Source organism: Bacillus sp. CD3-5 (genome assembly GCF_006349665.1).
GTDB lineage: Bacteria > Bacillota > Bacilli > Bacillales > Bacillaceae_G > Bacillus_A > Bacillus_A paranthracis.
The window spans coordinates 305,468-331,679 of record NZ_VEPX01000003.1; the positions used below are offsets into that span (position 1 = coordinate 305,468).

At 34.4% G+C, this 26,212-nt stretch carries 26 protein-coding genes and 1 riboswitch; of the genes, 12 read left to right on the forward strand and 14 right to left on the reverse strand.

The window, feature by feature from the left end:
• Positions 1–153: 153 nt before the first annotated feature.
• A complete protein-coding gene (locus FH036_RS09055) occupies positions 154–387 on the forward strand; it encodes an SPP1 phage holin family protein (RefSeq protein WP_000939450.1) in 234 nt (77 codons plus the stop codon).
• A 31-nt stretch (positions 388–418) separates the two neighbouring features.
• On the opposite strand, the gene FH036_RS09060 is transcribed toward FH036_RS09055, so the two are convergent.
• The gene (locus FH036_RS09060; RefSeq protein ID WP_000708181.1) at positions 419–919 is read right to left on the reverse strand and encodes a hypothetical protein; all 501 of its coding nucleotides are present in this window, start codon (positions 917–919) and stop codon (positions 419–421) included.
• 403 nt (positions 920–1,322) lie between these two features.
• Between FH036_RS09060 and FH036_RS09065 the strand changes: the two genes are divergently transcribed.
• The 3 genes from FH036_RS09065 to metE all read left to right on the forward strand — a co-directional run bounded on the left by FH036_RS09065 (position 1,323) and on the right by metE (position 6,550).
• Positions 1,323–2,864 carry an MDR family MFS transporter gene (locus FH036_RS09065; RefSeq protein ID WP_000842024.1) on the forward strand — a complete coding sequence of 514 codons (1,542 nt, stop codon included), beginning with the start codon at positions 1,323–1,325 and terminating at the stop codon, positions 2,862–2,864.
• Between the two features lie 154 nt (positions 2,865–3,018).
• The gene (locus FH036_RS09070; protein WP_000062057.1) at positions 3,019–3,582 is read left to right on the forward strand and encodes a PadR family transcriptional regulator; all 564 of its coding nucleotides are present in this window, start codon (positions 3,019–3,021) and stop codon (positions 3,580–3,582) included.
• Positions 3,583–3,945: 363 nt separating this feature from the next.
• A riboswitch (cobalamin riboswitch) is annotated at positions 3,946–4,133 on the forward strand.
• 128 nt (positions 4,134–4,261) lie between these two features.
• Positions 4,262–6,550: a 5-methyltetrahydropteroyltriglutamate--homocysteine S-methyltransferase gene (gene metE, locus FH036_RS09075; protein WP_139895615.1), complete on the forward strand. Its 2,289-nt coding sequence runs from the start codon at positions 4,262–4,264 to the stop codon at positions 6,548–6,550.
• Between the two features lie 38 nt (positions 6,551–6,588).
• Here the strand turns inward: metE and comJ are convergent, their stop codons facing one another.
• Positions 6,589–6,978, reverse strand: coding sequence for a competence protein ComJ (gene comJ / locus FH036_RS09080; protein WP_000424015.1), 390 nt, complete (start codon positions 6,976–6,978; stop codon positions 6,589–6,591).
• Positions 6,979–7,016: 38 nt separating this feature from the next.
• Positions 7,017–7,451 (reverse strand): DNA-entry nuclease, encoded by a 435-nt coding sequence (gene nucA / locus FH036_RS09085; protein ID WP_000811499.1) that lies wholly within the window; start codon positions 7,449–7,451, stop codon positions 7,017–7,019.
• Between the two features lie 236 nt (positions 7,452–7,687).
• Here nucA and FH036_RS09090 point away from each other — a divergent pair, with 236 nt between their 5' ends.
• The gene (locus FH036_RS09090; protein WP_139895616.1) at positions 7,688–8,437 is read left to right on the forward strand and encodes a DUF3967 domain-containing protein; all 750 of its coding nucleotides are present in this window, start codon (positions 7,688–7,690) and stop codon (positions 8,435–8,437) included.
• 53 nt (positions 8,438–8,490) lie between these two features.
• On the opposite strand, the gene kinB is transcribed toward FH036_RS09090, so the two are convergent.
• A complete protein-coding gene (kinB, locus tag FH036_RS09095; RefSeq protein WP_000420387.1) occupies positions 8,491–9,765 on the reverse strand; it encodes a sporulation sensor histidine kinase KinB in 1,275 nt (424 codons plus the stop codon).
• A gap of 309 nt (positions 9,766–10,074) precedes the next feature.
• Here kinB and FH036_RS09100 point away from each other — a divergent pair, with 309 nt between their 5' ends.
• Both FH036_RS09100 and FH036_RS09105 read left to right on the forward strand, forming a co-directional pair.
• On the forward strand, positions 10,075–10,275 hold the full coding sequence (locus FH036_RS09100) for a hypothetical protein (protein WP_000929285.1): 201 nt from the start codon (positions 10,075–10,077) through the stop codon (positions 10,273–10,275).
• Positions 10,276–10,398: 123 nt separating this feature from the next.
• Positions 10,399–11,556, forward strand: a complete 1,158-nt coding sequence (locus FH036_RS09105) for an aminotransferase A (RefSeq protein WP_139895617.1) — start codon at positions 10,399–10,401, stop codon at positions 11,554–11,556.
• Positions 11,557–11,576: 20 nt separating this feature from the next.
• Here FH036_RS09105 and malR read toward each other — a convergent pair whose 3' ends face one another.
• The 4 genes from malR to FH036_RS09125 form a co-directional block, all read right to left on the reverse strand.
• Positions 11,577–12,599, reverse strand: a complete 1,023-nt coding sequence (malR, locus tag FH036_RS09110) for a maltose operon transcriptional repressor MalR (RefSeq protein ID WP_000219043.1) — start codon at positions 12,597–12,599, stop codon at positions 11,577–11,579.
• Between the two features lie 280 nt (positions 12,600–12,879).
• Positions 12,880–13,722 carry a maltosaccharide ABC transporter permease MalD gene (gene malD, locus FH036_RS09115; RefSeq protein WP_001022608.1) on the reverse strand — a complete coding sequence of 281 codons (843 nt, stop codon included), beginning with the start codon at positions 13,720–13,722 and terminating at the stop codon, positions 12,880–12,882.
• Positions 13,723–15,024, reverse strand: coding sequence for a maltosaccharide ABC transporter permease MalC (malC, locus tag FH036_RS09120; protein WP_001194989.1), 1,302 nt, complete (start codon positions 15,022–15,024; stop codon positions 13,723–13,725).
• 65 nt (positions 15,025–15,089) lie between these two features.
• A complete protein-coding gene (locus FH036_RS09125) occupies positions 15,090–16,349 on the reverse strand; it encodes an extracellular solute-binding protein (RefSeq protein ID WP_000709918.1) in 1,260 nt (419 codons plus the stop codon).
• A 324-nt stretch (positions 16,350–16,673) separates the two neighbouring features.
• Here FH036_RS09125 and FH036_RS09130 point away from each other — a divergent pair, with 324 nt between their 5' ends.
• The gene (locus FH036_RS09130) at positions 16,674–18,434 is read left to right on the forward strand and encodes an alpha-glycosidase (protein ID WP_044790719.1); all 1,761 of its coding nucleotides are present in this window, start codon (positions 16,674–16,676) and stop codon (positions 18,432–18,434) included.
• Between the two features lie 40 nt (positions 18,435–18,474).
• On the opposite strand, the gene malL is transcribed toward FH036_RS09130, so the two are convergent.
• A complete protein-coding gene (gene malL / locus FH036_RS09135) occupies positions 18,475–20,151 on the reverse strand; it encodes an oligo-1,6-glucosidase (protein ID WP_000415194.1) in 1,677 nt (558 codons plus the stop codon).
• Positions 20,152–20,414: 263 nt separating this feature from the next.
• Between malL and FH036_RS09140 the strand changes: the two genes are divergently transcribed.
• Complete coding sequence (locus FH036_RS09140; RefSeq protein WP_000818923.1) at positions 20,415–21,515, forward strand: ABC transporter ATP-binding protein; 1,101 nt, start codon at positions 20,415–20,417, stop codon at positions 21,513–21,515.
• A 55-nt stretch (positions 21,516–21,570) separates the two neighbouring features.
• Here the strand turns inward: FH036_RS09140 and FH036_RS09145 are convergent, their stop codons facing one another.
• From FH036_RS09145 to FH036_RS09155, 3 genes are all read right to left on the reverse strand, one after another.
• Positions 21,571–22,080 (reverse strand): SDR family NAD(P)-dependent oxidoreductase, encoded by a 510-nt coding sequence (locus FH036_RS09145; RefSeq protein ID WP_000218426.1) that lies wholly within the window; start codon positions 22,078–22,080, stop codon positions 21,571–21,573.
• A 64-nt stretch (positions 22,081–22,144) separates the two neighbouring features.
• Positions 22,145–22,243: a hypothetical protein gene (locus FH036_RS09150; protein ID WP_000145657.1), complete on the reverse strand. Its 99-nt coding sequence runs from the start codon at positions 22,241–22,243 to the stop codon at positions 22,145–22,147.
• Positions 22,244–22,416: 173 nt separating this feature from the next.
• Positions 22,417–22,872: an RDD family protein gene (locus tag FH036_RS09155; protein WP_000769088.1), complete on the reverse strand. Its 456-nt coding sequence runs from the start codon at positions 22,870–22,872 to the stop codon at positions 22,417–22,419.
• A 132-nt stretch (positions 22,873–23,004) separates the two neighbouring features.
• On the opposite strand from FH036_RS09155, the gene FH036_RS09160 reads away from it, so the two are divergent.
• Positions 23,005–23,436 carry a DUF3997 domain-containing protein gene (locus FH036_RS09160; RefSeq protein WP_000758783.1) on the forward strand — a complete coding sequence of 144 codons (432 nt, stop codon included), beginning with the start codon at positions 23,005–23,007 and terminating at the stop codon, positions 23,434–23,436.
• Between the two features lie 46 nt (positions 23,437–23,482).
• On the opposite strand, the gene FH036_RS09165 is transcribed toward FH036_RS09160, so the two are convergent.
• Together FH036_RS09165 and FH036_RS09170 are read right to left on the reverse strand one after the other, a co-directional pair.
• Positions 23,483–24,247, reverse strand: coding sequence for a hypothetical protein (locus FH036_RS09165; protein ID WP_000973883.1), 765 nt, complete (start codon positions 24,245–24,247; stop codon positions 23,483–23,485).
• A 37-nt stretch (positions 24,248–24,284) separates the two neighbouring features.
• A complete protein-coding gene (locus FH036_RS09170) occupies positions 24,285–25,013 on the reverse strand; it encodes a DUF4184 family protein (RefSeq protein ID WP_001116879.1) in 729 nt (242 codons plus the stop codon).
• A gap of 152 nt (positions 25,014–25,165) precedes the next feature.
• Here FH036_RS09170 and FH036_RS09175 point away from each other — a divergent pair, with 152 nt between their 5' ends.
• Positions 25,166–25,435, forward strand: coding sequence for a hypothetical protein (locus tag FH036_RS09175; protein WP_139895628.1), 270 nt, complete (start codon positions 25,166–25,168; stop codon positions 25,433–25,435).
• 10 nt (positions 25,436–25,445) lie between these two features.
• The gene (locus FH036_RS09180; protein WP_000567995.1) at positions 25,446–26,198 is read left to right on the forward strand and encodes an AAA family ATPase; all 753 of its coding nucleotides are present in this window, start codon (positions 25,446–25,448) and stop codon (positions 26,196–26,198) included.
• Positions 26,199–26,212 lie beyond the last annotated feature (14 nt).

Sequence of the window (26,212 nt, forward strand, 5' to 3'; positions counted from 1 at the left end):
CTTCTATACCAATATATGTTTCTATAACAATTATGTTTTTCTACAAAATAAAAAATGTACATATTGAGTGTACATTTCCGCTTAAACTTGTCTACCTTTTCTACTTCATTTCATATATATACTATATATCGTTTTTAGAAAGGAGTGACCTATATGCTACAAAAAGAAAATCTATCAGATATTATACGTTTACTAGCGGGCTTTCTATTATCCTTAAAATTACTATTCAATTCTTTCGGAATAAACTTTATTACAAACGATCAAATCGATGCTATTGTTAATGTTGCTTCATTTTTATTTATTCTATACTTTGGCTTCAAAAATAACTATGTAGGGAAAAAAGGAATAGAACAAAAGAAAGTACTCAAAAAGCATAACCTTCACTAAAAAAGGAACCTTCCATACAGGTTCCTTTTTATCATTGCCGCACTACAACTTCATTTGTTTGCAGTGGACCATATGATACTCCGTTATATTGAAATGTATATGTAGCCTGAAATAATGCGTTTTTGAGTGCTTTATCTTTATTTGCTTTTATTTTACAAATTAATTCTACCTTTTCATTCGGTAATAAATTATCGATTCGCCACCTTACAAGTTGGAATAGAAACTCACTTATCCCCTTATCTACCTTTAATGAATTAGGGATATATGCAAAATAATCGCGAATCATATGACTTACTACAACTCGTGAAATCATTTCTATTCCTTTATTTTCAACTTCAATTCGAATAATAAGTATGTCGTTTACATCATAGGTCAGTTCATATGAAAATTTTTCTTTATACATACTACGGATTTGCAATGTAACTGCTACATTGGGACATTCGTTTTCCTTTTTTGATCCATCAATCCATAATACCGGTTGTAGCGGTATTGAACGCCTTCCTTGATCCGAAATTCGTTTCCATATTTTCATAATAATATTCACCCCATTTCAGATGCATCATTCATACGACCTTATTCTGCCTCTCTGCACAATACAAACGATATATAGTTATTACTCTTCCTTTTATCCTATTCGACAATATAAAGAAAAAACCATTTTTCCTCTGTTAACTGAAGGTATTCTTGCTGAAATATTTTTTTACAATTTCCTTCATTGACTTTATACCAATATTAAGTATTACTCACTCTTTCGCAGTCCATACAACAGAATATTTTGACGAATGAAAACATTTGCCTTTTAGTCAAATTTGACTATAATATTCTTTATGGCTTGTGCACTTGTGTAAATTGATTTGAAAGAACTGTCCTTTACATTTTTATGCGCTGCACTCAAAACTTAATATAGTTTACTTATTTTTAAAGGAGGGTTATATTTGAAATCTCAATTATCAAAAAAAGACTCCAACAAGACAAAATTTGTTGTTGCTGGTTTACTACTTGGTATTTTAATGGCGGCAATGGATAATACAATTGTTGCAACAGCAATGGCAACGATCGTTGGAGACTTAGGAGGATTTGACAAGTTTGTTTGGGTCACATCTGCATATATGGTAGCAACAATGGCAGGTATGCCTATATTCGGAAAACTTTCTGATATGTACGGACGGAAACGTTTTTATATCGGTGGCCTCATTCTTTTCTTATTCGGTTCTGCACTTTGCGGAACAGCATCTAGTATTGAACAGTTAAGTATTTATAGAGCAATTCAAGGGATTGGTGGGGGCGCTCTTATGCCTATTGCCTTCACAATTATGTACGATATATTCCCACCAGAAAAACGCGGAAAAATGACAGGACTATTCGGTGCCGTTTTCGGGACATCTAGTGTGTTCGGTCCTTTATTAGGCGCTTATATTACAGACTATATAAGTTGGCACTGGGTCTTCTATATTAATATTCCATTAGGGCTTATCTCCTTCTTCTTCATTACTAAATACTACAGTGAATCTCTAGAATTTAGAAAACAAAAAATTGATTGGGCTGGCGCTATTACACTTGTTATTAGTATCGTTTGCTTAATGTTCGCCTTAGAACTTGGTGGTAAAGAATATGCATGGAATTCCACTGTAATTATCGGTTTATTTACAACAGTTGTTATTATGCTTATTATTTTCTTCTTCGTAGAACGAAAAGCAACGGAGCCTATCATTTCTTTCCATCTCTTTAAAAAACCTTTATTCGCAGCTAGCCAAGGCGTTGCCTTTTTCTATGGTGCCGCTTTTATTATCTGTACAGTTTATATTCCAATCTTCGTTCAAGGTGTTCTCGGCGGTTCAGCCTCTAATGCTGGATTAATTTTAACACCTATGATGGTTGGCTCTGTAATTGGAAGTCAAACAGGTGGACAGTTAGCTTCACGAACAAGTTATCGTAACATCATGATCGTATCTGGCGTTTTCTTTGTAATTGGTATTTATTTATTAAGCACTTTAACGATGGATACACCTCGTCTACTTGTAACACTATTTATGGTTCTCACTGGACTTGGGGTTGGTTTCTCGTTCTCAGTTTTAAGTATGTCTTCTATTCACAAGTTAGAAATGCGAGACCGTGGTTCTGCTACATCAACAAACTCATTCTTCCGTTCACTCGGTATGACTCTTGGTGTAACAATTTTCGGTACCATTCAAAATCATATTTTTACTAATAAATTAAGTACGGTGTTCCCTCCTGAACTAGCTAAATTAGCTCCAAAGGGCGGAGACACAAGTTTCTTATTATCACAAGGTGCTACCGAGAAGATGCCACCTGAAATATTAACTGGTATTAAAGAGGCTCTCGCTACATCTATTGCCAGCACATTCTTCTGGGCACTTATCCCGGCTGTGCTAAGTATTATTTGTATTTTACTTATGGGAAATGAACGACTATTTACAGGTCCAAAAACGAAACAAAGACAAAAGCAAGTAAGTTAGTATAGAAAAAAGAAACGGCATACCCTTTATGAAAAAGGGTATGCCGTTTATAATATATAAAGTAAATCTTTAATCAGTAAGGAACCATTCCCACTGGTTATTATCCCTCACCAATCGGGATAAAGTTTCTATATACAGGAGTTGAGACAACAGAATGAGCATGAAATTAGTCATTCTCGGTTTGCTACTCGAAGGGGATAAACATCCATATGAAGTGCAACACATTATGAAAGAAAGACAAATGGATTGTTATATTAAATATGCAAAAGGTTCACTTTACTACGCCTTCGAGCAATTAGAAAAGCAAGGTGCAATTTGTATTACCACGATTGTTCGAGATACGAATAGACCAGATAAAACAATCTTTCATATAACAGAAGAAGGTAAACAATTATTTCACAAATTACTATTAAAACAATTCGAGGCAAAAAATCAAATATATAAACCGATTTATTCGGCACTCTCTTTCGCTCATTTTGGTGATGACCAAGAGTTAGTTCCTATTTTAGAAAAGAAGAAAAATGATACTATTCAATATTTACATAATATGCAAACTATTTATGATTGTAGCAAAGGCAAAATCCCACGTGCACAACTATATATTTTACAAAGCGTTATTGAACATATTACAGTTGAATTACAATGGTTAAACACCCTTCTTACAGATGCTGTTGCCGGGCGACTTTCAGAAATTGATATAGATACGGATACGGATTAAACTTTTAAAATAGAAACTGTAAAATGACAATATAGTTATTTTATTTCAAAGTCTAAAACAAGTATAACCCCATTCTAATTTAGGTTGGGGTTATGCTTGTTTAATTTTCTATATAAGATAAACCAATTATTTAATAACATAACTGGCATCTTATGTATGTATGTATGTATGTATAGGTACCCATTTCTTTATAAATTTAATCGCACTTTATTTCAATTCTCCTCATGTTTCTTCACCCTAAAAAATCAGAAAAATACAAATAATTAAAATAAAAAACTTTAGAATTTTCTTATTTCAAAACAGTAGACAAAATTCCAAAAATTGTGTTAGAATTTGTTTCAATATCATATCGCTTGTTAAATTCCTTTCAAAAGGAAAATGGGTACACGAACAGTTTGTTTCGTGTTTAAAAGGGAAGCTTGGTGAAACTCCAACACGGTCCCGCCACTGTAAATGCTGAGATTTCTTTTTAATGCCACTGTGAAAACGGGAAGGTGAAAGAAATCATATGAAGCATAAGTCAGGAGACCTGCCTGTTTTAACAACACTGATAGATTCACGGATGATGATGAGGTGTTAAAACAAAAAGGAAGGCTTATTTTCTATGCCTATATGCTTTTTGTTATAGGTATTTCCTAGTAAACGGAAATGCTTACTTTCAATTAGGGAGGAATTTGAAATGGCAATTCAAACAAGTAACTTAGGTTATCCACGTATCGGACTACAACGAGAGTGGAAAAAAACATTGGAAGCTTTTTGGTCTAATAAAATCGATGAAGAACAATTTTTAACAACAATGAAAGAAATTCGTCTTCAACACGTTAAAGCACAGCAAGAAAAAGGGATTGAACTTATTCCAATTGGCGACTTTACATATTACGATCACGTTTTGGATACTGCTTATATGCTAGGATTTATCCCCTCACGTTTTTCTGAGTTTACATCTTACCTTGATGTATATTTCGCAATGGCGCGTGGCTCTAAAGATCACGTAGCTTCCGAAATGACAAAATGGTTTAACACAAACTATCATTATATCGTTCCTGAATATGAAGAGGGATTACAAATCTCTTTAAAAGATAATCGTCCACTTCGCTTATACGAAGAGGCAAAACAAGAATTAGGAGTAGATGGAAAACCTGTTATTTTAGGACCATATACTTTCTTGAAATTAGCTAAAGGCTATACACAAGAGCAATTTGCTACTATTTTAAAACAGTTAGTTGCACCTTACGTACAACTGCTTTCAGAACTACATGCAGCTGGTGCACAAATCATTCAAGTTGATGAACCGATTTTCGCTTCTTTAACGAAAGAAGAAGTTCAACAAGCAAAAGAAATTTATGAAGCTATTCGTAAAGAAGTTCCAAATGCGAATCTTCTTTTACAAACATATTTTGATAGTGTAGAAGAAAACTATGAAGAAATTATTACATTCCCAGTATCAAGTATTGGATTAGATTTCGTTCATGGTAAAGAAGGTAATCTACATGCTATTTCAAAATATGGATTCCCAGCTGATAAAACTTTAGCTGTTGGTTGTATAGATGGCCGTAACATTTGGAGAGCCGATCTTGATGAAGTTCTTACGTTATTTACAACGTTACAAAAACAAGTCCAAACGAAAGATTTCATCGTTCAGCCTTCTTGTAGCTTATTGCATACGCCAATCGATAAAACAGAAGAAACTCACTTATCGACTGAGCTATTTGATGCGTTGGCATTTGCAAATCAAAAATTAGAAGAGTTAGTTCTTATTCATTCCGCTCTAACTCAAGGTACAGAAAGCATTCATAATGAGCTGGAAACATATCGAAATGTACATCATACAATTCGTTCATCTGCTGCACGTAACCGAGAAGATGTCAAAGCAGCACGAACAGCATTAAAAGAAGAAGATTTTTCACGTCCTCTTCCATTTGAAAAACGATATGAATTGCAACAAGTTGCCCTGAAGTTACCGTTGTTACCAACAACAACTATCGGTAGCTTCCCGCAAACAACTGAAGTTCGCCAAACGCGAAAAGAATGGCGTAACGGTGTTATTTCAAATGAACAATATGAACAATTTATTGAAAAAGAGACAGAAAAATGGATTCGTTACCAAGAAGAAATCGGTCTCGATGTTCTTGTACATGGTGAATTTGAAAGAACTGACATGGTTGAATATTTTGGTGAGCGCCTTGCTGGTTTCTCATTCACTAAAAACGGTTGGGTACAATCATACGGTTCCCGCTGCGTAAAACCACCTATTATTTATGGTGATGTAGCCTTTATTAACGGAATGACTATTAAGGAAACTGTTTATGCACAAAGCTTAACAGAGAAAGTTGTAAAAGGAATGTTAACTGGACCTGTTACGATTTTAAATTGGTCCTTCGTTCGAAATGACATTCCAAGAAAAGAAGTTTCATATCAAATTGCATTAGCTCTTCGTCATGAAATTGAACTACTTGAATCTTCTGGAATTCGAGTAATTCAAGTCGATGAACCAGCACTTCGTGAAGGTATGCCACTAAAAGAAAAAGATTGGGACGCTTATATTACATGGGCAGTACAATCCTTCCTTTTAGCAACTTCTTCTGTAGCAAATGAAACACAAATTCATACTCATATGTGTTACAGTAACTTCGAAGATATCGTTGATGCGATTCGCGCATTAGATGCAGATGTGATTTCTATCGAAACATCAAGAAGTCACGGTGAATTTATTGATACATTAAAACATACAACATATGAAAAAGGCATCGGTCTAGGCGTATATGATATTCATAGCCCACGTGTACCAAGTAAAGATGAAATGTATAAAATCGTAGAACAATCTTTAAAAGTATGCGATCCTAAATATTTCTGGATTAATCCTGATTGTGGTTTAAAAACGAGAAGAACAGAAGAAGTTATTCCAGCTTTAGAGCACATGGTGCAAGCGGCAAAAGACGCTCGTTCCTTGCTAAAAACAAACGCATAATAAAAATGGGGTATCCTTTTTGAGGATACCCCACTTTTTTATTCTTTACTTTCAAAAAAGAATTCATATTGTATTTTATATAATTCATCATCCGTTGGTTCTTCAAGAGGTGTTGCTTGTAATACAACCGTATACTCACCATTTGGAATAGGAATTTGAAATTTATTTGAAAGAATACTTGTTACAACGATACATTCATTTTCAACTGTAAAAGGAACTGTAACCGTTCTAATTACTTCTTCTTTCTCAATATGTTTCCCTGGGGTCACTTTTACTTCACAAGTATAATCAGAAAGTGCTTCAAAAATAACAGTTCCATCCGCCTTCGCATAACCTCTTTCAAAATCTTCATCCGTCCAATCAACGTAAGGCTGATCACCGTCATAGTTCATCAACATTAATTGCGAATACGAAATTGTTAACTCCATCGTTCCCTTCTCCTTCATTATGAAATATGCAACTACTACTACTTTACGTCAAATTTCACACGCGTACCATCTGGGTATTTATCTAACTTATTTCCTACCCAAGAGCCTGCTCCGCGGTTATCGGCTGGACTTATATATTCAATATGTGCTCCTTTTCCGCCTTCTTTACACATCGCCATTGGCCATTCATCACGATCATACCCTTTTTTTGATGGGTATGGAGCTAACGATAATTTTCTTCTATCCGCAGCGCCACCACGGTCGATTGTACACACTTCTGAATGTCCTTCTTTTATAGCATCCGTAATATGTTTCCCTGTCTCTGGATATCGATCTTTCGGAAATTCTAGAACTTGATCATACGCATTTGTTTTTTTAATACTTGTTTCCTCTGGAACAAGCACTTCATACACCGCTACTACAATAGAAAGAATTGCAATAATTGAAATGATAATACCCTTTAATTGCTTCATGTATACCTCCATGATTCTACCAGTTTCTTTTCCTCAGTTATTATAACAAACTTCTCCTGTCTATGTTTTCAGACATTATTTCAGCTCTTCTTCGCCATTCCGCCAAAAACTCTCATTTTTCTTCATCTTTTCACTAATGCTGTAGAAAACTAATAACCTTCCGACATTCTTTTTCAAAGGAAGTCCTCATAAAAGATTGAAATGATATATACGATACTTTTTGGGGAGGAAATATTATGGAAGCTACCTATAAAACGAAAGATGTGACGAATAAAACAGGCATCCCAAAACATATAGTCCGCAAATATAGTCAACTGTTAGAGGAACATGGTTATATAATTTCCAAAACAGCTGATGCTCGTATTTATAAACTTGATGATTTAAAACTATTGAAATCTATACATGAAAGAGCTGCTACATTGCAGGAAGATATTTCAGAAACGATATCAATTATTTTAAAAGAAAAAGAGGCCCCACCTGTACCAGTTATACAAAATACGCAAGAAATACAACCGAAAGAAAAAGAAGATGGGCGTAACTTCGAGGAGTTCATGTTAAAACTTGAAATGCTCGCTCAACTAAATGAAGCCATTATTCATCAAAATTCTACCCTTATTACCCAAAATCGTTTAAAAGATGAAAAGCTAGATGAGTTGATGCAACAAGTTTATGTAAAAGAAGGATCTCAGGAAAAAATGCTACAAGAGTTAGTGGATCATGCCGCTCAAACAGATGCTCTGCAAAAAGAAAAGATGGACTTATTAATGAATCATATGTATAAACGAGAATCTAAACAAGAAGAAAAAATGAATAAACTCGTAAATCAAATTTATAATAAAGATAGCAACCGTGATGCACAACTTATGCAAGTAATTCGCGAAATTCAAGAAACAAAAAGATTAGTCGCCGCCTCAAAAGAACAAAGCTTTTTCCAATCATTTAGAAGTTTATTTAGCCGAACAAAACAAGAAAAAACAACTGAATAGCATAATATATTTTTTCTAATATAAAATAAAAAGTTACCTTCTATCGGTAACTTTTATTCCTTATTTCTTACAGCTGGCAATATAATAATCGCTTCAGTTCCTTTCCCACTTTCGCTTTTATATTCCAGCGTACCATTATGCGCTTGTAAAATACTAAATGTTACCATTAGTCCTAATCCTGTCCCTTTTTCTTTTAAAGAATAATACGGTTGTCCGAGCCTTGCTAATTGTTCTTTCGTCATCCCAACACCACTATCTTTAACTCTTATTACAATCGTTTCATCTTTTTGCATAGCTGTTACTTTTAAATATCCTTTATTTCCTTGAATTGCTTCAATACCATTTTTAACAACATTCATAATAGCTTGCTTCAATTTCGTTTTATCACCGATCGTATAAAGACTTTCAGAAATCTCAACTTGCAAATATACACCTTGCATCGCTGCAAATGATGACATAAGAGTTGTCATTTCTATTAATTGAGCGGATAAGCAAATATGTTCTTTTTTCTCAATTTGTGGTCTTGCTAAATTTAAATAATCTGAAATAATTTGTTCTGCCCGGTCCAATTCAGCTAATACGAGACGCATATAATCCTTGTTCTTCACATCTTCCGTACTTTCTAGCAATTGAATAAAACCACGAACAACAGTGAGCGGATTTCGAACCTCATGTGCAACACTTGCTGCTAACTCACTTACAATATTAAGTTTCTCTGACTTTTGCATCTCTGTACGTAGTATTGCATTTTCATTTAAATATTCTGTTAAGTACACCTGAAATACCATTGTCATAACCATAATAAGCGAAGCAAATATATATCCGCTATATAAGTGCGAAACATATGGTGTAAACCCCGTTTCTAACAGAACGTTAATCATACCAATCACTAAAGAAACAAGTACGTACAATGATGAAATCATAAATGCTAAAATTAGCTTCTTATCCCTTGAAAATAGAGACCATTTCTTTGATAAAAATAATGGAACTATCAATAGAAATATTACTTCTATGACTGGAAGAAGGTTTATGCCCTTTAGCGCCCATTCATAGACAACAAAAATAACGGCCGGGATTAAACCAACAATCCCACCATATAAAAAACCACTAACAATTGGGATTGGGTGAAAGTTATACCCGCAAACGTCCCCAAAACAAATAGAATATGTCATAGAGAGAACGAGTGTAATGCTAGATAAAAACATAATAAAGTAGCGGTTCGGCTTCGGAGGCATTTCTTGATAACGATTTAAACGAATCGCTTCGTATAAAAATAGTGGCAAAATAATGATGGCAATTTGGATCATTAAATCACGGATAAGCTCCATAGCCTCTCATCCCCTATATGTATTTTGATATGATTATATCATTTTACAGGTTTGTTTGTTTTAAAATTTTGATTTTTCTTAACATATTTGTTAATTCTTTGTTAACAACACATAATAATTGTTACAGATTTTCGAAATGAATGTAAACCCTGTACCAAATTTCTGCCCGGCAGTATACAATGAATACGGATTACAAAGAAAATAAAAAATACTTCATAAGACGGACAACTATAGCAAAATACAGCATATAATCCATACTATCTATGTTTACAAATAAGTGATCATTATTTTAGTAGGAGGAAGATAAATATGGCGGGTACTACGCTTGTTTTAAAAGAAGAAAATTTGGTCGTTCTAGAAAATGTTGAAAAATCAGTGTATGAAGAGTTACAACATAAAACAGGAGAAGAAAATTGCACATGCGCTGTGAATGAATCAGTTGTTCACCTTGGCAAAGTATCCTCTGTACTTTGGAATGAAGATGAAATAGATTGGGAATACGGATATTAAAAAGTCGCTTACAGCGGCTTTTTTTCTATTATTCCTCTCTTTCTACATACCATATACGCAAGCGAAATGATAGAAAATATGTTAAAATGAACTTAATTTTCAAACGGAAGAAAGGGAGATACAATGGAACAATTCATTAACCCTAGAGTAAAGGACATCCAAATTTCTGGAATCCGTCAATTCTCTAACATGATTCAAAACTATGATAATCTTATCTCTTTAACAATTGGACAACCTGATTTTCCTACACCTTCTCTCGTAAAAGAAGCGGCAAAACGGGCTATTACAGAAAATTATACAAGCTATACACATAACGCTGGTTTACTAGAGCTACGCAAGGCAGCTTGTAACTTTGTAAAAGATAACTATGATTTACATTATTCACCTGAAAACGAAACCATCGTTACAATCGGTGCTAGTGAAGCAATTGATGTTGCATTTCAAACGATTTTAGAGCCAGGAACAGAAGTCATTTTACCTGCCCCTATTTATCCAGGGTACGAACCGATTATTCGATTATGCGGCGCAACACCTATTTTTATCGATGTTCGTGAAACTGGCTTCCGTTTAACAGCCGAAGCACTGGAAAAGGCCATTACAGAAAAAACAAGATGCGTCGTACTGCCGTATCCTTCTAATCCAACTGGTGTAACTTTATCAAAAGAAGAACTACAGGATATTGTAGATGTTTTAAAAGATAAAAATATTTTCGTTCTTTCTGATGAAATTTATAGCGAACTTGTATATGAACAGACACATACATCGATCGCTCATTTCCCAGAAATGCGTGAAAAGACTATCGTCATTAACGGTTTATCAAAATCACATTCTATGACCGGCTGGCGTATCGGTCTATTATTCGCACCAAGATATTTAGCTGGGCATATATTAAAAGTTCATCAATACAACGTAACGTGCGCTACTTCAATCGCTCAATATGCTGCAATTGAAGCTTTAACAGCTGCTAAAGATGCACCAAAAATGATGCGTCATCAATACAAAAAACGACGTGATTACGTATATAATAGACTCATTCAAATGGGCTTAACAGTTGAAAAGCCAACAGGTGCATTTTACTTATTCCCATATGTTGGCCATTTAACACCTTCATCATTTGATTTTGCACTTGATCTTGTGAAAGAAGCTGGACTTGCCGTCGTTCCTGGAACAGCATTCTCTGAATATGGTGAAGGCTACCTTCGCTTATCCTATGCATATAGTATTGAAACTTTAAAAGAAGGCTGTGACCGTTTAGAAGCCTTTCTACAACAAAAAAGCTAAGAGTTAAACTCTTAGCTTTTTTATGCATAATGATCGCAAGTTTGACGCTTCAGTAATTTATGCGGAATAATGATACACTTTGCAGTAGACTCCGCATTCTCTACTTTATCAACTAAAGCTTTTGCTGCCTCATATCCTAGCTGATATATATTCACGTCAACTGTTGAAAGCGGAGGACTCGCAATTTCTGATAATAAAGCATTATTAAAGCTTACAATTGAAACATCCTTCGGTACAACGAATCCTTTTTTAGAAAGTGCACTTAGCACACCAAGTCCAATCAAGTCATCCGTTGCCATAATTGCTGTCGGTGGTTGCTTTAGCCCCATTAATTCCTCTACGGCTTGTTGACCACTTTCTCTTGAAAAATCAAAATGTAAAATATACTCTTTCGGCAATACAATGTCTGCTAATTTTAAAGCATCACTCATACCAGCCAAACGATCTCTCGTCACAAGTAAATCTGATCCACCGCCGATGAACGCGATTTGTTTATGACCTAATGAAATCAAATATTCTGCTACTTCTCTTGCAGCTGTATAATTGTCATTATCTACATATGTAATTTCTTCTTTACGATCATATGGTTTCCCGATTAATACGAACGGGAAATTTTGTTTATGTAAATATTGAATAATCCGATCATTCTCTCTTGAATATAAAAGAATAATGCCACCAATTTGGCGTCCTTGCACCATCTTTACAACACCATTAAAAATTTCATCTTCCGTTTCACCTGTCGACATATAAAGCGCATACCCTTCCACATGTGCAAACGAACTAATCCCTCTTATAACTTCTGGGAAAAACGGATTTTGAAAAGCTTTACTTGCAGAACTTGGCATAACAAGGCCAAGTGTTTTTGTTGTTTGGTTAGCTAGGTTTCTTGCGTTTAAATTAGGATGATACCCTAGTTCACTCATTACTTTCCGAACACGACGCTTTGTTTTTTCACTTATACTTGGATTATCAGCAATTACACGAGAAACGGTAGATGGTGCTACATTCGCCTTCTTCGCCACATCTTTAATTGTAACTGTCATAAAAATCCCCCTCCTTTCACTTCTCTGCCATTTTATATATTTTCATCTTGCACCCGTTGCAAGTAATAGGGGAAGTCATAAACTTTCATTGATTCTATCTTGTAAAACCTATCATATTCTCCCTCTCCATGTATTGTAAGGGATAGAGCTCTTTTTTCCTATACTATAATATACTATTTATTTCACTTCTTTTCATATGGGATGTCAAATCTCTTTTCATCTCCCTATAAAATGTTTTATAGGAAGATGAAAAGAAAAATGGGACATAATGTCCCATTTTTCATCCTTTCGTACCTCCAGCAGTTAAACCAGAGATAAAGTATTTTTGTAGTGATAGGAATAAAATTGAAATTGGGATTGCAATCAATACGGAACCCGCTGCGAACGTTGTAAATTCATTCCCAAATTTCTTCGCCACCATTTCATATAATCCAACTGCTAACGTATAATTTTCTGGTGTGCGCAAAATAATACTCGCTAAAATAAAATCTGTAAATGGGCCGATGAAAGTAAATAACGCTACAACCGCTACGATTGGCTTTGCAAGTGGCATAATGATTTGCCAAAAAATACGAAAATGTCCTGCTCCATCCATACGAGCTGACTCATCCAATTCTTTCGGGATCGTATCAAAATACCCTTTCATAAGCCATGTATTCATTGGAATTGCCCCGCCTACATAAATTAAAATTAATGCAAGGTGCGTATCAATTAATCCTGTTAACTGTGCTAATACGTATAAAGCGATTAACGCTGCAAAGTTTGGAATCATTTGCAAAATTAAAAATGTTAATAAACCATTTTTTCTTCCAACAAAACGGTATCTCGAAAATGCATAAGCAGTAAAACTAATTGCTAACACTGAAAAAATCATCGTTAAAACACTTACTTTTAATGTGTTTTTATACCATAGTAAATAATTACTATTCTCTAAATCTAATAACTTACGATAATGATCTAGCGTTGCATTTTGCGGAATAATACTTGATCCAGATAAACTATCACCCGGATTAAACGATGAGCCAATAATCCATAATAATGGATAGAAAATGATGGCACACATTACGAAAATAACGAGATAACTTAATGAGAGACGTAACATCTTTTGTCTTTTAATATTCATTTACATCATATCCTCTTCTTGGAATGATTTTGTTCTCTTAAATTGCCATAACGCAACTGTAATAACGATTAACGATAAGATCATTGTAAGAGCTGCTGCTTTTCCGTACTGCGCGGAAGTCATCGTTAACTTATAAATCCATGAAATTAAAATATCTGTTCCACCTGCGTCTTGTCCAGCTACAGCAGGACCTCCGCCGTTAAATAGATAGATGATACTAAAGTTATTAAAGTTAAACGTATATTGCGTAATTAATATTGGTGCTGTTGCATATAGAACAAGTGGCAATGTAATTTTACGAAACTGTTGCCACGCTGTAGCTCCATCTACTGTAGCCGCTTCGTATAATTCTCCTGGAATCGATTGCAGTATACCTGTTGTCATTGCAAAGACGAACGGGAATCCAAGCCACGTTTGAATCATAATTAAAGCAATCTTCGCCCAAAATGGATCTGTCATCCAAGCAATCTTTTCAATTCCGAATAAAGCTAATACTTGATTGTTAATCGCTCCAAATGTTTCATTAAACATACCAGAGAAAACAAGAATAGATACGAATGCTGGGACCGCCCACGGTAAAATGAAGATTGTTCGAATAATCGCCTTCCCTTTAATACCAGGCTGATTTACGATAATCGCTAAGAAAATACCAAGCGCAACTTGTAATGTCGTTGCAACGAATGTCCAGATGACAGTCCAAGAAAATACACTTAAAAACGTTTCTCTCCACATCGGTAATGTAAAGATATCAATAAAGTTTTTAAACCCTACCCAATCTACTAATTTAGCTGGAGGAGAATGATATAAATCATAGTTCGTAAATCCAATTAAAATTACGAAAATGATTGGAAATACAACGACAAAGATAAGTAATAAAAACCCTGGTGAAACCATTAAATACGGAAAACCTTGGTCTAGTAAATTACGGTATTGCTCTTTTACAGAGTTTAACGGTGTTCCTATATCCCGTTTCTTTCCGTTTTGGTATGCATCATATAAATTAAATGCATATATTCCGAGTCCAAACACGATGACAATGAGTGCCAAGATTCCTTCTACTAATAGAAAGACAGAATGATCACGTGGAACTTCTGTACCAAGCGTTACAATTCCCCATAATCCCATATTTAATAAATCAGCAAAGGCTACAATAAATGAACCTGTTAATACTAGAAAAATAAGACCTTTTACAAATTGTTTATTATACATTTGGCCCACGCCTGGAATGATTGATAACATGGTTGCCATTTTCCTATGTTTTGAACCGTTTAAGCCGTTTGCTGGTTCCATAGATGTTTGCATGTTCCTTCCCCCTTTTTTCTTGGGAGAGAATTCGTGCCCCTCATATTAGAGGCACGAATTTCACCTTATTTTTTCTTACTATGATTTGCCTCAATATTACCTTTAATTTGCTTCACTGCATTATCAAGTGCTGCTTTTGGTGCCTCTTTATCCGTAACAACTAATTGAAGCGCATCTCCAGCTGGTTTCCATACTTCTTGCATTTCTGGAATGTTTGGCATTGGAATTCCATTTTCAGATTGTGTTGCAACTGCTTTTGCAGCTTCGTTATCTTTAATAATTGGATCTTCCATTACTGCTTTTACTGGAGGAATTTCTTTCGTCTTCTCAAATCGAATTTTTGCGTTTTCTTCATTCGTTACCCATTCAGTGAACTTTGTAGCTAAATCATTTTGTTTAGAGAAACTTGTTACATGCCATCCTTTAACCCCAACAAACGTTTTCATTGGTTGACCATTTGGTAATTTCGGCATTGGAGCAACGCCATAATCAATTCCGTTCTTTTCCATTGCTTGGAACGCCCAAGGGCCGTTCATGATAGATGCTGCTTTTCCTTCGTTAAATAGCCCATCAGCAGCAGGTCCACCAGATTCACCGATAATACCTTTCGGGAATAACTTTTCTTTGTACCATTTTTGAAGATACTCAGCACCTTGTACTGCTCCGCTATTATTTAATCCAACATCACTTGCATTTGGCTTTCCATCTTTTTCACCAAACACATAACCACCCATACCTGCCATGAATGCATTAGCAAAGTAGAAGTTATCTCCTAATGCTAAAAATCCGTACTTGCCATCTTTCGTAAATTCTTTTGAGAAGTTAAACAGCTCGTCCATCGTTTCTGGCGCTTTTGGCATTAGTTTTTTATTGTAAATAAAGACTGGTGTCTCAATTGCTTTTGGTAAACCATATAATTTTCCGTTATATGTCTGTGCTTCTATTGATGAATCAGTAAATTTACTCTTTACAGCATCATCAGCTTTCACTTCAGAAAGTAAACCTTCTGTTACTGCATTTCCGATTTGATCATGTGGCAATGTTACAACATCTGGTCCCGTCCCCGCTGGTCCATCAAGGCGTAACTTCTTCACTTGATCTGTCATTTGCATTTCAACAACTTTTACTTTTACTTTATATTTTTCCTCAAAGCTTTTCACTGCTGGTTCTAAACCAACACCTTTTTTATCATCTTCCCAAACGAGTAGATCGTAATCTTTCTTTGCTTTACTTTCTTCTTTTTTCCCTGAATCTTTCGGTCCACATGCAGATAACATACCAATTGATAATGCTGAAACCGTTAATAATGATAATGCTTTCTTCATCCCAAAAACCTCCCTGAATTGTATATGTACCTTACTAATTGAAAACGTTTGCATTGAATAGTTTAATAGAAGCGCAAACGATATCTCAATCTATGAAAACGTTTGCGCTATTTGTCTATCATTATACATTCTTTTATTCATTTTGCAAATATTAATTTTTAAAATATTATTACTACACTCTTTATAGATTGACTTTATATGAAATGAATACTACTCTTATAAGCAATATTAAAGCTATGCAAAAAGCAATCGTTTGCAACATATGCTTTATTATTATACTTAAGGGAACAATATGCATAGAGATAGTAAAGGGGGATTTTTTATATGCTTAAAGACGCCATCTATCATAGGCCAAAAGATAATTACGCATACGCTTACGATGAAAAAACGATTCATATCCGAATACGTACGAAAAGAGACGATGTTCAAAGCACCAATCTTATTTATGGTGATCCTTATGAATGGACAGACGGGAAGTGGATTTCTTCAAGTGCACCGATGAAAAAAACTGGTTCTACTGCATTATTTGATTATTGGTCCATTTCCATCGAGCCAAAATTTAAGCGCTTACGTTATGGATTTGAATTAAAAGCAGAGACAGAAACGCTTATTTATGCAGAACGTGGATTTTTTTCTAGCATTCCAAATGATGACGTTGGTAACTTTTTCTGTTTTCCATTTATTCATGCAAATGATGTATTCAAAGCACCTTCCTGGATTAAAGATACTGTTTGGTATCAAATTTTCCCAGAACGGTTCGCTAATGGAGATCATACGTTGAATCCAGAAAACACCCTTCCTTGGGGAAGCGCTGAACCAACTCCAACTAATTTTTTCGGCGGAGATTTTGCTGGTATTATACAAAACCTCGATTACCTTGTTAAGCTTGGAATTTCGGGAATATATTTCACACCTATTTTCAAAGCACATTCAAACCATAAATATGACACAATTGACTACATGGAAATCGATCCTCAATTTGGCACAAAAGAAACATTCAAAGAACTCGTTGAGGCATGTCATACACACGGTATAAAAGTAATGCTCGATGCCGTATTCAATCACAGCGGATACTTTTTCGATAAATTTCAAGACGTACTAGAAAATGGTGAACAGTCAGCATATAAAGATTGGTTCCATATTCATGAGTTCCCAATTAGAACTGAGCCACTCCCGAATTATGATACTTTCGCGTTTACACCGTATATGCCGAAATTAAACACAGCACACCCGGATGTAAAAGAATACTTACTTGAAGTAGGGCGTTATTGGGTAAAAGAATTCAATATAGACGGTTGGCGCCTTGATGTAGCAAATGAAGTCGACCATAACTTTTGGAGAGAATTCCGAAGTGAGATAAAAGCATTAAATCCTGAAGTATATATTTTAGGTGAAATTTGGCATGATGCACTTCCTTGGCTACAAGGGGATCAATTTGATGCTGTAATGAGCTACCCTGTTACAAACGCTCTACTGTCTTACTTTGCTAACAATTCCATTAAGGCAAATGAATTTATGAAACAAATTATAGAATCTCTACATTCCTACTCTATGAATGTAAATGAAGCAGCATTTCATTTATTAGACAGCCATGATACACCAAGAATATTGACAACATGTAACGGAGATAAAAATAAGTTAAAGTTACTTTATGTATTCCACCTTTCTTTCATCGGCTCTCCTTGTATTTATTATGGAGACGAAATTGGTATGGATGGCGGTATGGACCCTGATTGCCGCAAATGTATGGTTTGGGATACGAAAGAACAAGATCATCTATTATTTACACATGTACAAACATTAATTTCGTTACGAAAGCAATATAAAGCATTTGGAGGACATGGTACTTTCCAATTTATTGAAGCAAATGATGAACATAATTATATTTCTTACACAAAAACATATGAAGATGAAACTATCTTTTTCGTTTTAAATCCGACTAATAGTGATATTACAGCTTCACTGCCTCTCCATGTTACTGGAAAGAAAATCATTAATATTTATACAAACGAAGAATTTTCAGCGGAAGCAAGTGTATTACAAGTTACACTTCCTCCATATGGATTCTCCATATTAAAATGGTAACCAAAAAAATCCTTATACCAAAGTGGTATAAGGATTTTTCTTATTTCAATTTGAACACGATTGCTTCATACGGACGTAATGTCATGTTATCTATCGGTCCATTCTCTACGTCGTAATTGTGTATAAATAACTCTGCTTCACTATAACTAATGTCCTCAGGCAATTCAAATACACATTCTTCCGCAGTAAAGTTTGCAATAACAAGAAGTTTTTCTTCTCCATACGTTCTTACGTATGCAAAAATAGATGGATTATTCTCCAATATTAAATCATATGATCCATACACAACTATTTCGTTATTTTTGCGTAACTCAATTAATTTTTTATAATAATAAAAAATTGAATCTTTATTTTGGATCGCTTGTTTCACATTGATTTCTTTATAGTTAGGGTTTACCGTAATCCAGGGCTCACCTGTTGTGAATCCAGCATGATCTTTATCATCCCACTGCATCGGTGTTCTAGCATTATCTCTGCCTTTTATATAAATAGACTGCATCACTTTATCTATATTTTCACCGCGCTCTATCACTTTTTCCTTATACATATTTAATGTTTCAATATCTCGATATTCATCAATCGATTCAAATCGAACATTTGTCATTCCGATTTCTTCGCCTTGATAAATATAAGGTGTTCCTTTCATCATATGAAGCACCGTCGCTAACATTTTCGCAGATTCAATGCGATACATTCCATCATTACCAAAACGAGATACAACACGAGGCTGATCATGGTTATTCCAATACAGACTATTCCAGCCTGTATGTTCTAATGCTTTTTGCCACTTCGTTAAATTCTCTTTTAAAGTAAGAAGTGAACATGGTTTTACATCCCATTTTCCGCCTTCTCCTGAGTCTAAATCCATATGTTCAAATTGGAATACCATCTGCAGTTCTTTTCGTTCTTCCCCGGTATACAATTTCGCTTCTTCTGTCGTTACACCAGGCATTTCACCAACCGTCATAATATCATAATGAGACAATACTTCTTCATTCATTTCATGTAAATATTTATGAATGTTTGGACCGTTCATAAAATACTTATGACCTGAAACATACCCCTCTTCTTCTGTTTCAACAGCTGGTAATCCCTCTTCTTTAGAAATAAAATTAATAACATCCATACGGAAGCCATCAATTCCTTTTTCTAACCAAAACTTCATCATTTCATAAACATCTTGTCTTACCTTTTCATTATCCCAATTTAAATCTGGCTGTTTTTTAGAAAACAGATGTAAATAATATTCATCTGTCATTTCATCATACTGCCATGCAGATCCGCTAAACGCTGCTCCCCAGTTATTCGGCTCTTTTCCTTCTTTTCCAGGACGCCATATATAGTAATCTCTATATTTATTATCTTTTGATTTACGTGATTCAATAAACCAATTATGTTCATCAGAAGTATGATTAACAACTAAGTCCATCATAAGTTTCATATTACGTTCATGCATTTCATGTAATAGCTCATCCCAATCTTCCATTGTGCCGAACTCATTCATAATTTTACAATAATCACTTATATCATAACCATTATCATCATTTGGAGATTCATAGACTGGTGATAACCAAATTACATCAATCCCTAATTCTTTTAAGTAATCTAACTTTGAAATAATACCGCGAAGATCCCCGATGCCATCACCGTTGCTATCCATAAAGCTACGAGGATAAATTTGATATACTACGCTTTCTTTCCACCACTGTTTTTCCATTATGCTACCCCATTTCATTCATAATTCAATTTTCTCTTTTCCCAAGGCGCAAACGTTTTCATTAATGAATGATAACAGATTCCATCTTAATTTAAAATAGCGCTTACAACTTTTATTCTTATTTTTCTAAGAAAACATACGAAATTTACTAATATTCTTCCAATTCATGAAAACGTTTTATTTTTTTGTTTATTTTTTGAATCTATTCGTTTATAATGAACTCAAAGAAAACGTTTGCATAATTATTTCTAGGGGGAAATACCATGGCAGAACTGAAATTAGAAAACATTTATAAAATATATGATAATAACGTAACAGCTGTAACAGACTTCAATTTACACATTCAAGATAAAGAATTTATCGTATTTGTCGGTCCTTCTGGATGCGGAAAATCTACAACATTACGAATGGTGGCTGGACTTGAAGATATTTCAAAAGGAGAGTTTTCAATTGATGGTAAGCTAATGAATGATGTCCCTCCAAAAGACCGTGATATCGCAATGGTCTTCCAAAACTATGCCCTATATCCACATATGAGTGTGTATGATAATATGGCATTTGGATTAAAACTTAGAAAAATACCAAAAGATGAAATTGATCGTCGTGTAAAAGATGCAGCAAAAATTTTAGGACTGGAACAATATTTAGATAGAAAACCGAAAGCATTATCTGGTGGACAACGTCAACGTGTTGCGTTAGGGAGAGCAATCGTTCGAGACGCGAAAGTGTTCTTAATGGATGAGCCATTATCTAACTTAGACGCTAAATTACGTGTTGCAATGCGCTCAGAAATTTCTAAGTTACACCACCGCCTTGGTACGACAACAATTTATGTAACGCATGATCAAACTGAAGCGATGACAATGGCTTCTCGTCTTGTTGTTATGAAAGACGGAAAAATTCAACAAATCGGTACTCCAAAAGAAGTATATGAAACACCTGAAAACATTTTTGTTGGTGGATTTATCGGCTCTCCAGCGATGAATTTCTTCCGTGGTAAATTAACTGAAACCGATTTCGTTATAGACAATGCTGCAAAAATTAAAGTAACTGAAGGAAAAATGAAGATATTACGTGAACAAGGCTATGTAAATAAAGACATTGTTTTAGGTATTCGTCCTGAGGACATTCATGATGAACTATTATTTTTAGAAGCTTCACAATCTACTGCCTTCACAACAAAAATTGAAGTTGCTGAGTTATTAGGTGCTGAATCTATTTTATATATGAAACTTGGAAATCAAGATTTTGCAGCACGTGTTGATGCAAGACATACATTTTCACCTGGTGACCAAATTAAACTAGCATTTGATATGAATAAAGCGCATTTCTTTGATAGTCAAAACGAACAACGCATTCGTTAAAAAATAATTTTCATACAAAAAAACCGTCCACATATATTGAGGGCGGTTTTCACTATTATACGAGGGCTTCTACTGTATGAAATGATTGTCCTTTCGTGCTAATAATACCGAAAATCGGTAAGTCACTTAGCACCACTTCTTCTTGCTGTTTCATAAAAGATGACGTTAATTGTTTTATCTCTATCCATACGTCATTAATACAAAGTACATTGGAATCGTTCTCTTGTTGGCGTGAAAATATAGAATCTATTTTATATAAACCAGCATTTTGAAAAAGCATATCAATGCGACTAAATGCATTCAAAGTAATGCTGATTACGCGTTGCCAATCTCCTTGTTTTTCCATATTATAGGATACAAAAAGTGCTTCTCCGCCTAGATTCGTAATTTCCTCCACTGTTGCTTGTCCACTTTCTTGATCAATGTCCGTCACAATTACTTTTGCGCCTTGTTTAGCCAACAAAAGAGCTGTATTACGTCCAATACCGATGCCACCGCCAGTTACGATAGCAACTTTTCCTGCAAGCTTCATTTTCATTACCCCTTCTATAAGTCTTACCGTCATTCAGTATACTCCTTTATGAGATTAGTCTGCAAGCAAGAAAAGTTACTTATTCATTTGTAAACGGTTACTTTTTTACTCCTTCTTTTTTCTTACTATTACGCTGATCGAAAACTAAACCGATGAAAATTAAAATCCCCCAAAAGATTACGCTACCTCCAGTCATTTCAATTTCCCCCTTATTATATAAACATATTATTTTCATCATTATAACATTTTCTTAATTTTCAATCTATTAAATTCGAAAATGATATAGATTAACTTTTCCCTATTATATATCCATTAAAATATATTTGTATAACAAAAAGAGACCTTTTTATATAAAAAGGTCTCTTTTTGTTATACAAGACTTATCACTTTCGTTTTTGTAATTAAATCCTGAAAACCACAATTATCTTTGCGGAATAACATCATATATACGTTACATAATATCGGAATTCCAAGCAGTAATATGTTCGGTAATAACAATACAAAAAATCGAATCGTTAATGTTTGTAATGTTAACTTTTCACTCTTCAATGAAATTAATTTTATTCTCGTTACCTTTTTACCAAGTGTTACACCGTTCCAAATAAAGGGTAGCAAAATAAAATATATCGCCATTAATATAAAAACTACTGCAAGATCATATCTATAATCGCCAAAACTAATATTAAAGCGATTAAAAATAGCACTATAATTTCCAGTCATAACAGCTACTACTGCACCATACATAACCGAGATTAAAAACATGTCAATTAGGGAAGCACCTATGCGGTTCATTACAAGCGCTGGACGATGCATCTTTAACTTCATTTTTATGTCGACTCCTTCATATCCTTCTTTACCCGTCTCATCGTACCACTTCTAAAAAACATTGTAAACTAGCGTTTCTCTTACTTTTCTTGTACAATGTGTTACAACAGCATTGTAAAGGAGGTTCCCATATTGAAAAAATGGATAATCCTATTCGTCGCATTCCTATTAGCCGGTTGTGCTGGAAATACAAATCATATAACATATACGATTAACGATGAATACGAACTCATACGTACTTCTGGAAATGCATTTGAACTTTTCCCCACGCAAGATGCTGTATATGCCACACAATACATTCCTGCAAAAATTACAGACATAGCCTGGGATGATAAATACATTATTGCAAAACAAACTGAGGAAAAGTCAGATCCTAATAATCCTGACGCAGCAATTGCAAATAAAAAAAGCGAGCATTATTGGATTATTGACGTAAAGCATAATAAACGTTTTGGCCCCTATAATGAAAAACAATTTCATGAACAAAAAGATGCGTTTAAAATTAAGGTACCTTTTCAAAGTGTAGATTCATACATAGAAGAACAGAAAAAACAGTCAGCATAATAGTTTGAGCGCTGACTGTTTTTTCTTGCATATATTTAAAAACAACTTACTCAGAAAGTGAGATGTTAAAAGTTTGTGGCTCTTTTACAACATCTTGCGTTTCTGTATTTGCTGCGATTACATTATCTGTTGTAAATTTAATATCCTTTACCTTTTCTTTTCCATCATCAAGTATTAGGCCGATAATACCATCTCTTGTTTCACCAGGCTTATAGTCTTCCCTTGATACATTTTTTGTACCAACGAGCGTATCTTCATCATATAAAAAGTTTTGCGTTGCTACTTTAAAATGTTGTTTATCATTAATCGCAACATCATTCATAGAGAAAAATTGTATATTTTTATTCCCGCTATTTTCCACCTTATATGTAATTTCAACGTAACGAATCGTATCACTAATCTCTGTTCCACTTAGCGATGCATATAACTCTGCATCTTCTTGACTTACTTTATCTCCTAATCTACGCTTTACTTCTTCAGGAGTTAATGCCGTATATACTTTTAATGTATTTTTTGCATCTTTACTCATCTGTGATAAAGAGATTACTTTCACATCTTGTACGTGAATTTTCATTGGTGCTACTTCAAATGTTTGATTTACTGAATGAATCTGCTCTAACTTAAAAGTACCCCATCCAGTTTCTTTCACTTTTTGTCCTACTTTTTTCAGCTCACGTCCACCATATTCTTTTGTTTCAGGAATAGATTCTTTCTTCTTCGGTTCAACTTTCTTTTCTTCTTGATGGAAGCAACCACTTAACATAAGAAGAAAACTACATAAAATAAAAATACTTTTCCATGCTTTCATCATTTAATTTCTCCTAACACTATCATTCATGAATATAAAATTAGTCCCTTGCTTTGTAAACTATAGAAACAATAAGAAGTCCACAAAACGAACTTGTCAGTCCAGATACTATTATACCCCCTATTTGGAAAATATGAAAATAGGGATCTACGAACGCGTGCACGATAAATATAATAGCTGCCACAACAATTATCGAAATCCAATATTTTATTTTTTCCGAAGCTAAAATAAGGTCTTTACCCATTTCATTTCTACACTTCCATAAAACGTATACTAATAACAGAAAACCAATACATGTACTTCCATGTTGCATATATTTATAAACAGAGATACCGTACCATTCTCTTTGCAATAATGGTATTTTCATAACAAAATAGCCTGTCTTATGAGTGAATGCATCCCAAACAACATGCGTTAACATACCGAATAATGCTGAATAACAAAATACAAAGAAATCTTTCCTTGTGTAAAGCCCCCACCTCTCATCTACTGCATATGTATAGTAGCCAGCAAATGGTTTAGGTAAATGTGTTATAAACGGCTTTTTTAAAATGTAATGATATATGTATGCTAATAAAAATACGAGTGGTAAATTAAAATATAAGAATCCAAGCCACGTATGCCCAATTACACCATACGGTCTAAAGTGTAGGAAATATTCAAAGTCAGGCGCCATACTACCTAATATAAGAGCCGTTACTGAAATATGTTGAGAATACTTTTTTGCAAAAGGAAGAACTGCTGCTGGATGTGCAAATGTAAACGGCATGTTTTAGCTCCTTTTCAGAATTACAATAGATTACATACTATCTATCATAACGACATGAATAATCTCCATGCAATATTTATTTTCACATTGGAATATGATAGTTTAAATGATATAATCCACATAAATATTCAGAAAATAAGGAGGGAGTTCACGTGTCATTAACACTTGTCTTTTTTCTTGTTCTGTTTACCTTGTTTTTAAGTACATACATTGGCTTCTATCTATGGAAGCACTACAAAATTATAAAATATATACCTGCTCTCGTTGGTTTTATAAGCACTCTTTTTATTTTCATATGGAAGAGAATGATTTTCAGCTGGGAAGGTCTTGGCTTTTGCGCACTTCAATATACAATACTATTTGCAAGTTGTCTTACCCTTGTATTTGCTGCTTTTTTAGAATCAAAATCCGTTATGAATTGAGGTTTCTATATTGATTGATGTACCCTTTTTACAAAATGTCACATTAAAAAAAGAAAATATCCCTAGTTTCTCCGCATACCCTTACTGTTTACCCGCTATTCGAACATTACAATCACTAGCTTTCCATCCAAATGTAACATTCATTATTGGAGAAAATGGAACGGGGAAGTCAACATTACTCGAAGCGATTGCAATTGCTTTAGGATTTAATGCAGAAGGTGGAACGAAAAACTTCCGTTTTAGTACAAACGATTCCCATTCATCTTTACATGAATACCTTCGAATTTCCAAAAGTTTCAATACACCAAATGACGGTTTCTTTCTTCGTGCCGAATCATTTTATAACGTTGCTTCTTATATTGATGAAATGGATGCCGATTCAGAAGCACGTGGAAATCCAATTATTGACTCATATGGTGGTACTTCACTACACGCCCAATCACACGGTGAGTCATTTTTCTCCTTATTTATGAATCGTTTTTCAGGACAAGGCTTATACATTTTAGATGAGCCCGAGGCCGCTCTATCACCAATGAGACAACTTTCTATGCTCATTCGAATGCATGAACTAGCGGAACAAGGTTCACAATTTGTTATCGCAACGCATTCTCCAATTTTAATGGCTTATCCTGAATCCACCATATACTCTTTAACACAAGAAGGAATTCACGAGTCCGCCTTAGAAGACACCGAGCATTACCAAACGACGAAACTTTTCTTTGAAAATCGTGATCGATTATTTCATCATTTATTTGATTCTTAATAAAAAGAAGCAGC

Coding starts and splice junctions, on each gene's coding strand:
- FH036_RS09055 (WP_000939450.1), top strand. CDS start 154: ATGCTACAAAAAGAAAATCTATCAGATATTATACGTTTACTAGCGGGC.
- FH036_RS09060 (WP_000708181.1), bottom strand. CDS start 919: ATGAAAATATGGAAACGAATTTCGGATCAAGGAAGGCGTTCAATACCG.
- FH036_RS09070 (WP_000062057.1), top strand. CDS start 3,019: ATGAGCATGAAATTAGTCATTCTCGGTTTGCTACTCGAAGGGGATAAA.
- metE (WP_139895615.1), top strand. CDS start 4,262: ATGGCAATTCAAACAAGTAACTTAGGTTATCCACGTATCGGACTACAA.
- comJ (WP_000424015.1), bottom strand. CDS start 6,978: ATGGAGTTAACAATTTCGTATTCGCAATTAATGTTGATGAACTATGAC.
- nucA (WP_000811499.1), bottom strand. CDS start 7,451: ATGAAGCAATTAAAGGGTATTATCATTTCAATTATTGCAATTCTTTCT.
- FH036_RS09090 (WP_139895616.1), top strand. CDS start 7,688: ATGGAAGCTACCTATAAAACGAAAGATGTGACGAATAAAACAGGCATC.
- kinB (WP_000420387.1), bottom strand. CDS start 9,765: ATGGAGCTTATCCGTGATTTAATGATCCAAATTGCCATCATTATTTTG.
- FH036_RS09100 (WP_000929285.1), top strand. CDS start 10,075: ATGGCGGGTACTACGCTTGTTTTAAAAGAAGAAAATTTGGTCGTTCTA.
- FH036_RS09105 (WP_139895617.1), top strand. CDS start 10,399: ATGGAACAATTCATTAACCCTAGAGTAAAGGACATCCAAATTTCTGGA.
- malR (WP_000219043.1), bottom strand. CDS start 12,599: ATGACAGTTACAATTAAAGATGTGGCGAAGAAGGCGAATGTAGCACCA.
- malD (WP_001022608.1), bottom strand. CDS start 13,722: ATGAATATTAAAAGACAAAAGATGTTACGTCTCTCATTAAGTTATCTC.
- malC (WP_001194989.1), bottom strand. CDS start 15,024: ATGCAAACATCTATGGAACCAGCAAACGGCTTAAACGGTTCAAAACAT.
- FH036_RS09125 (WP_000709918.1), bottom strand. CDS start 16,349: ATGAAGAAAGCATTATCATTATTAACGGTTTCAGCATTATCAATTGGT.
- FH036_RS09130 (WP_044790719.1), top strand. CDS start 16,674: ATGCTTAAAGACGCCATCTATCATAGGCCAAAAGATAATTACGCATAC.
- malL (WP_000415194.1), bottom strand. CDS start 20,151: ATGGAAAAACAGTGGTGGAAAGAAAGCGTAGTATATCAAATTTATCCT.
- FH036_RS09140 (WP_000818923.1), top strand. CDS start 20,415: ATGGCAGAACTGAAATTAGAAAACATTTATAAAATATATGATAATAAC.
- FH036_RS09145 (WP_000218426.1), bottom strand. CDS start 22,080: ATGACGGTAAGACTTATAGAAGGGGTAATGAAAATGAAGCTTGCAGGA.
- FH036_RS09150 (WP_000145657.1), bottom strand. CDS start 22,243: ATGACTGGAGGTAGCGTAATCTTTTGGGGGATTTTAATTTTCATCGGT.
- FH036_RS09155 (WP_000769088.1), bottom strand. CDS start 22,872: ATGAAGTTAAAGATGCATCGTCCAGCGCTTGTAATGAACCGCATAGGT.
- FH036_RS09165 (WP_000973883.1), bottom strand. CDS start 24,247: ATGATGAAAGCATGGAAAAGTATTTTTATTTTATGTAGTTTTCTTCTT.
- FH036_RS09170 (WP_001116879.1), bottom strand. CDS start 25,013: ATGCCGTTTACATTTGCACATCCAGCAGCAGTTCTTCCTTTTGCAAAA.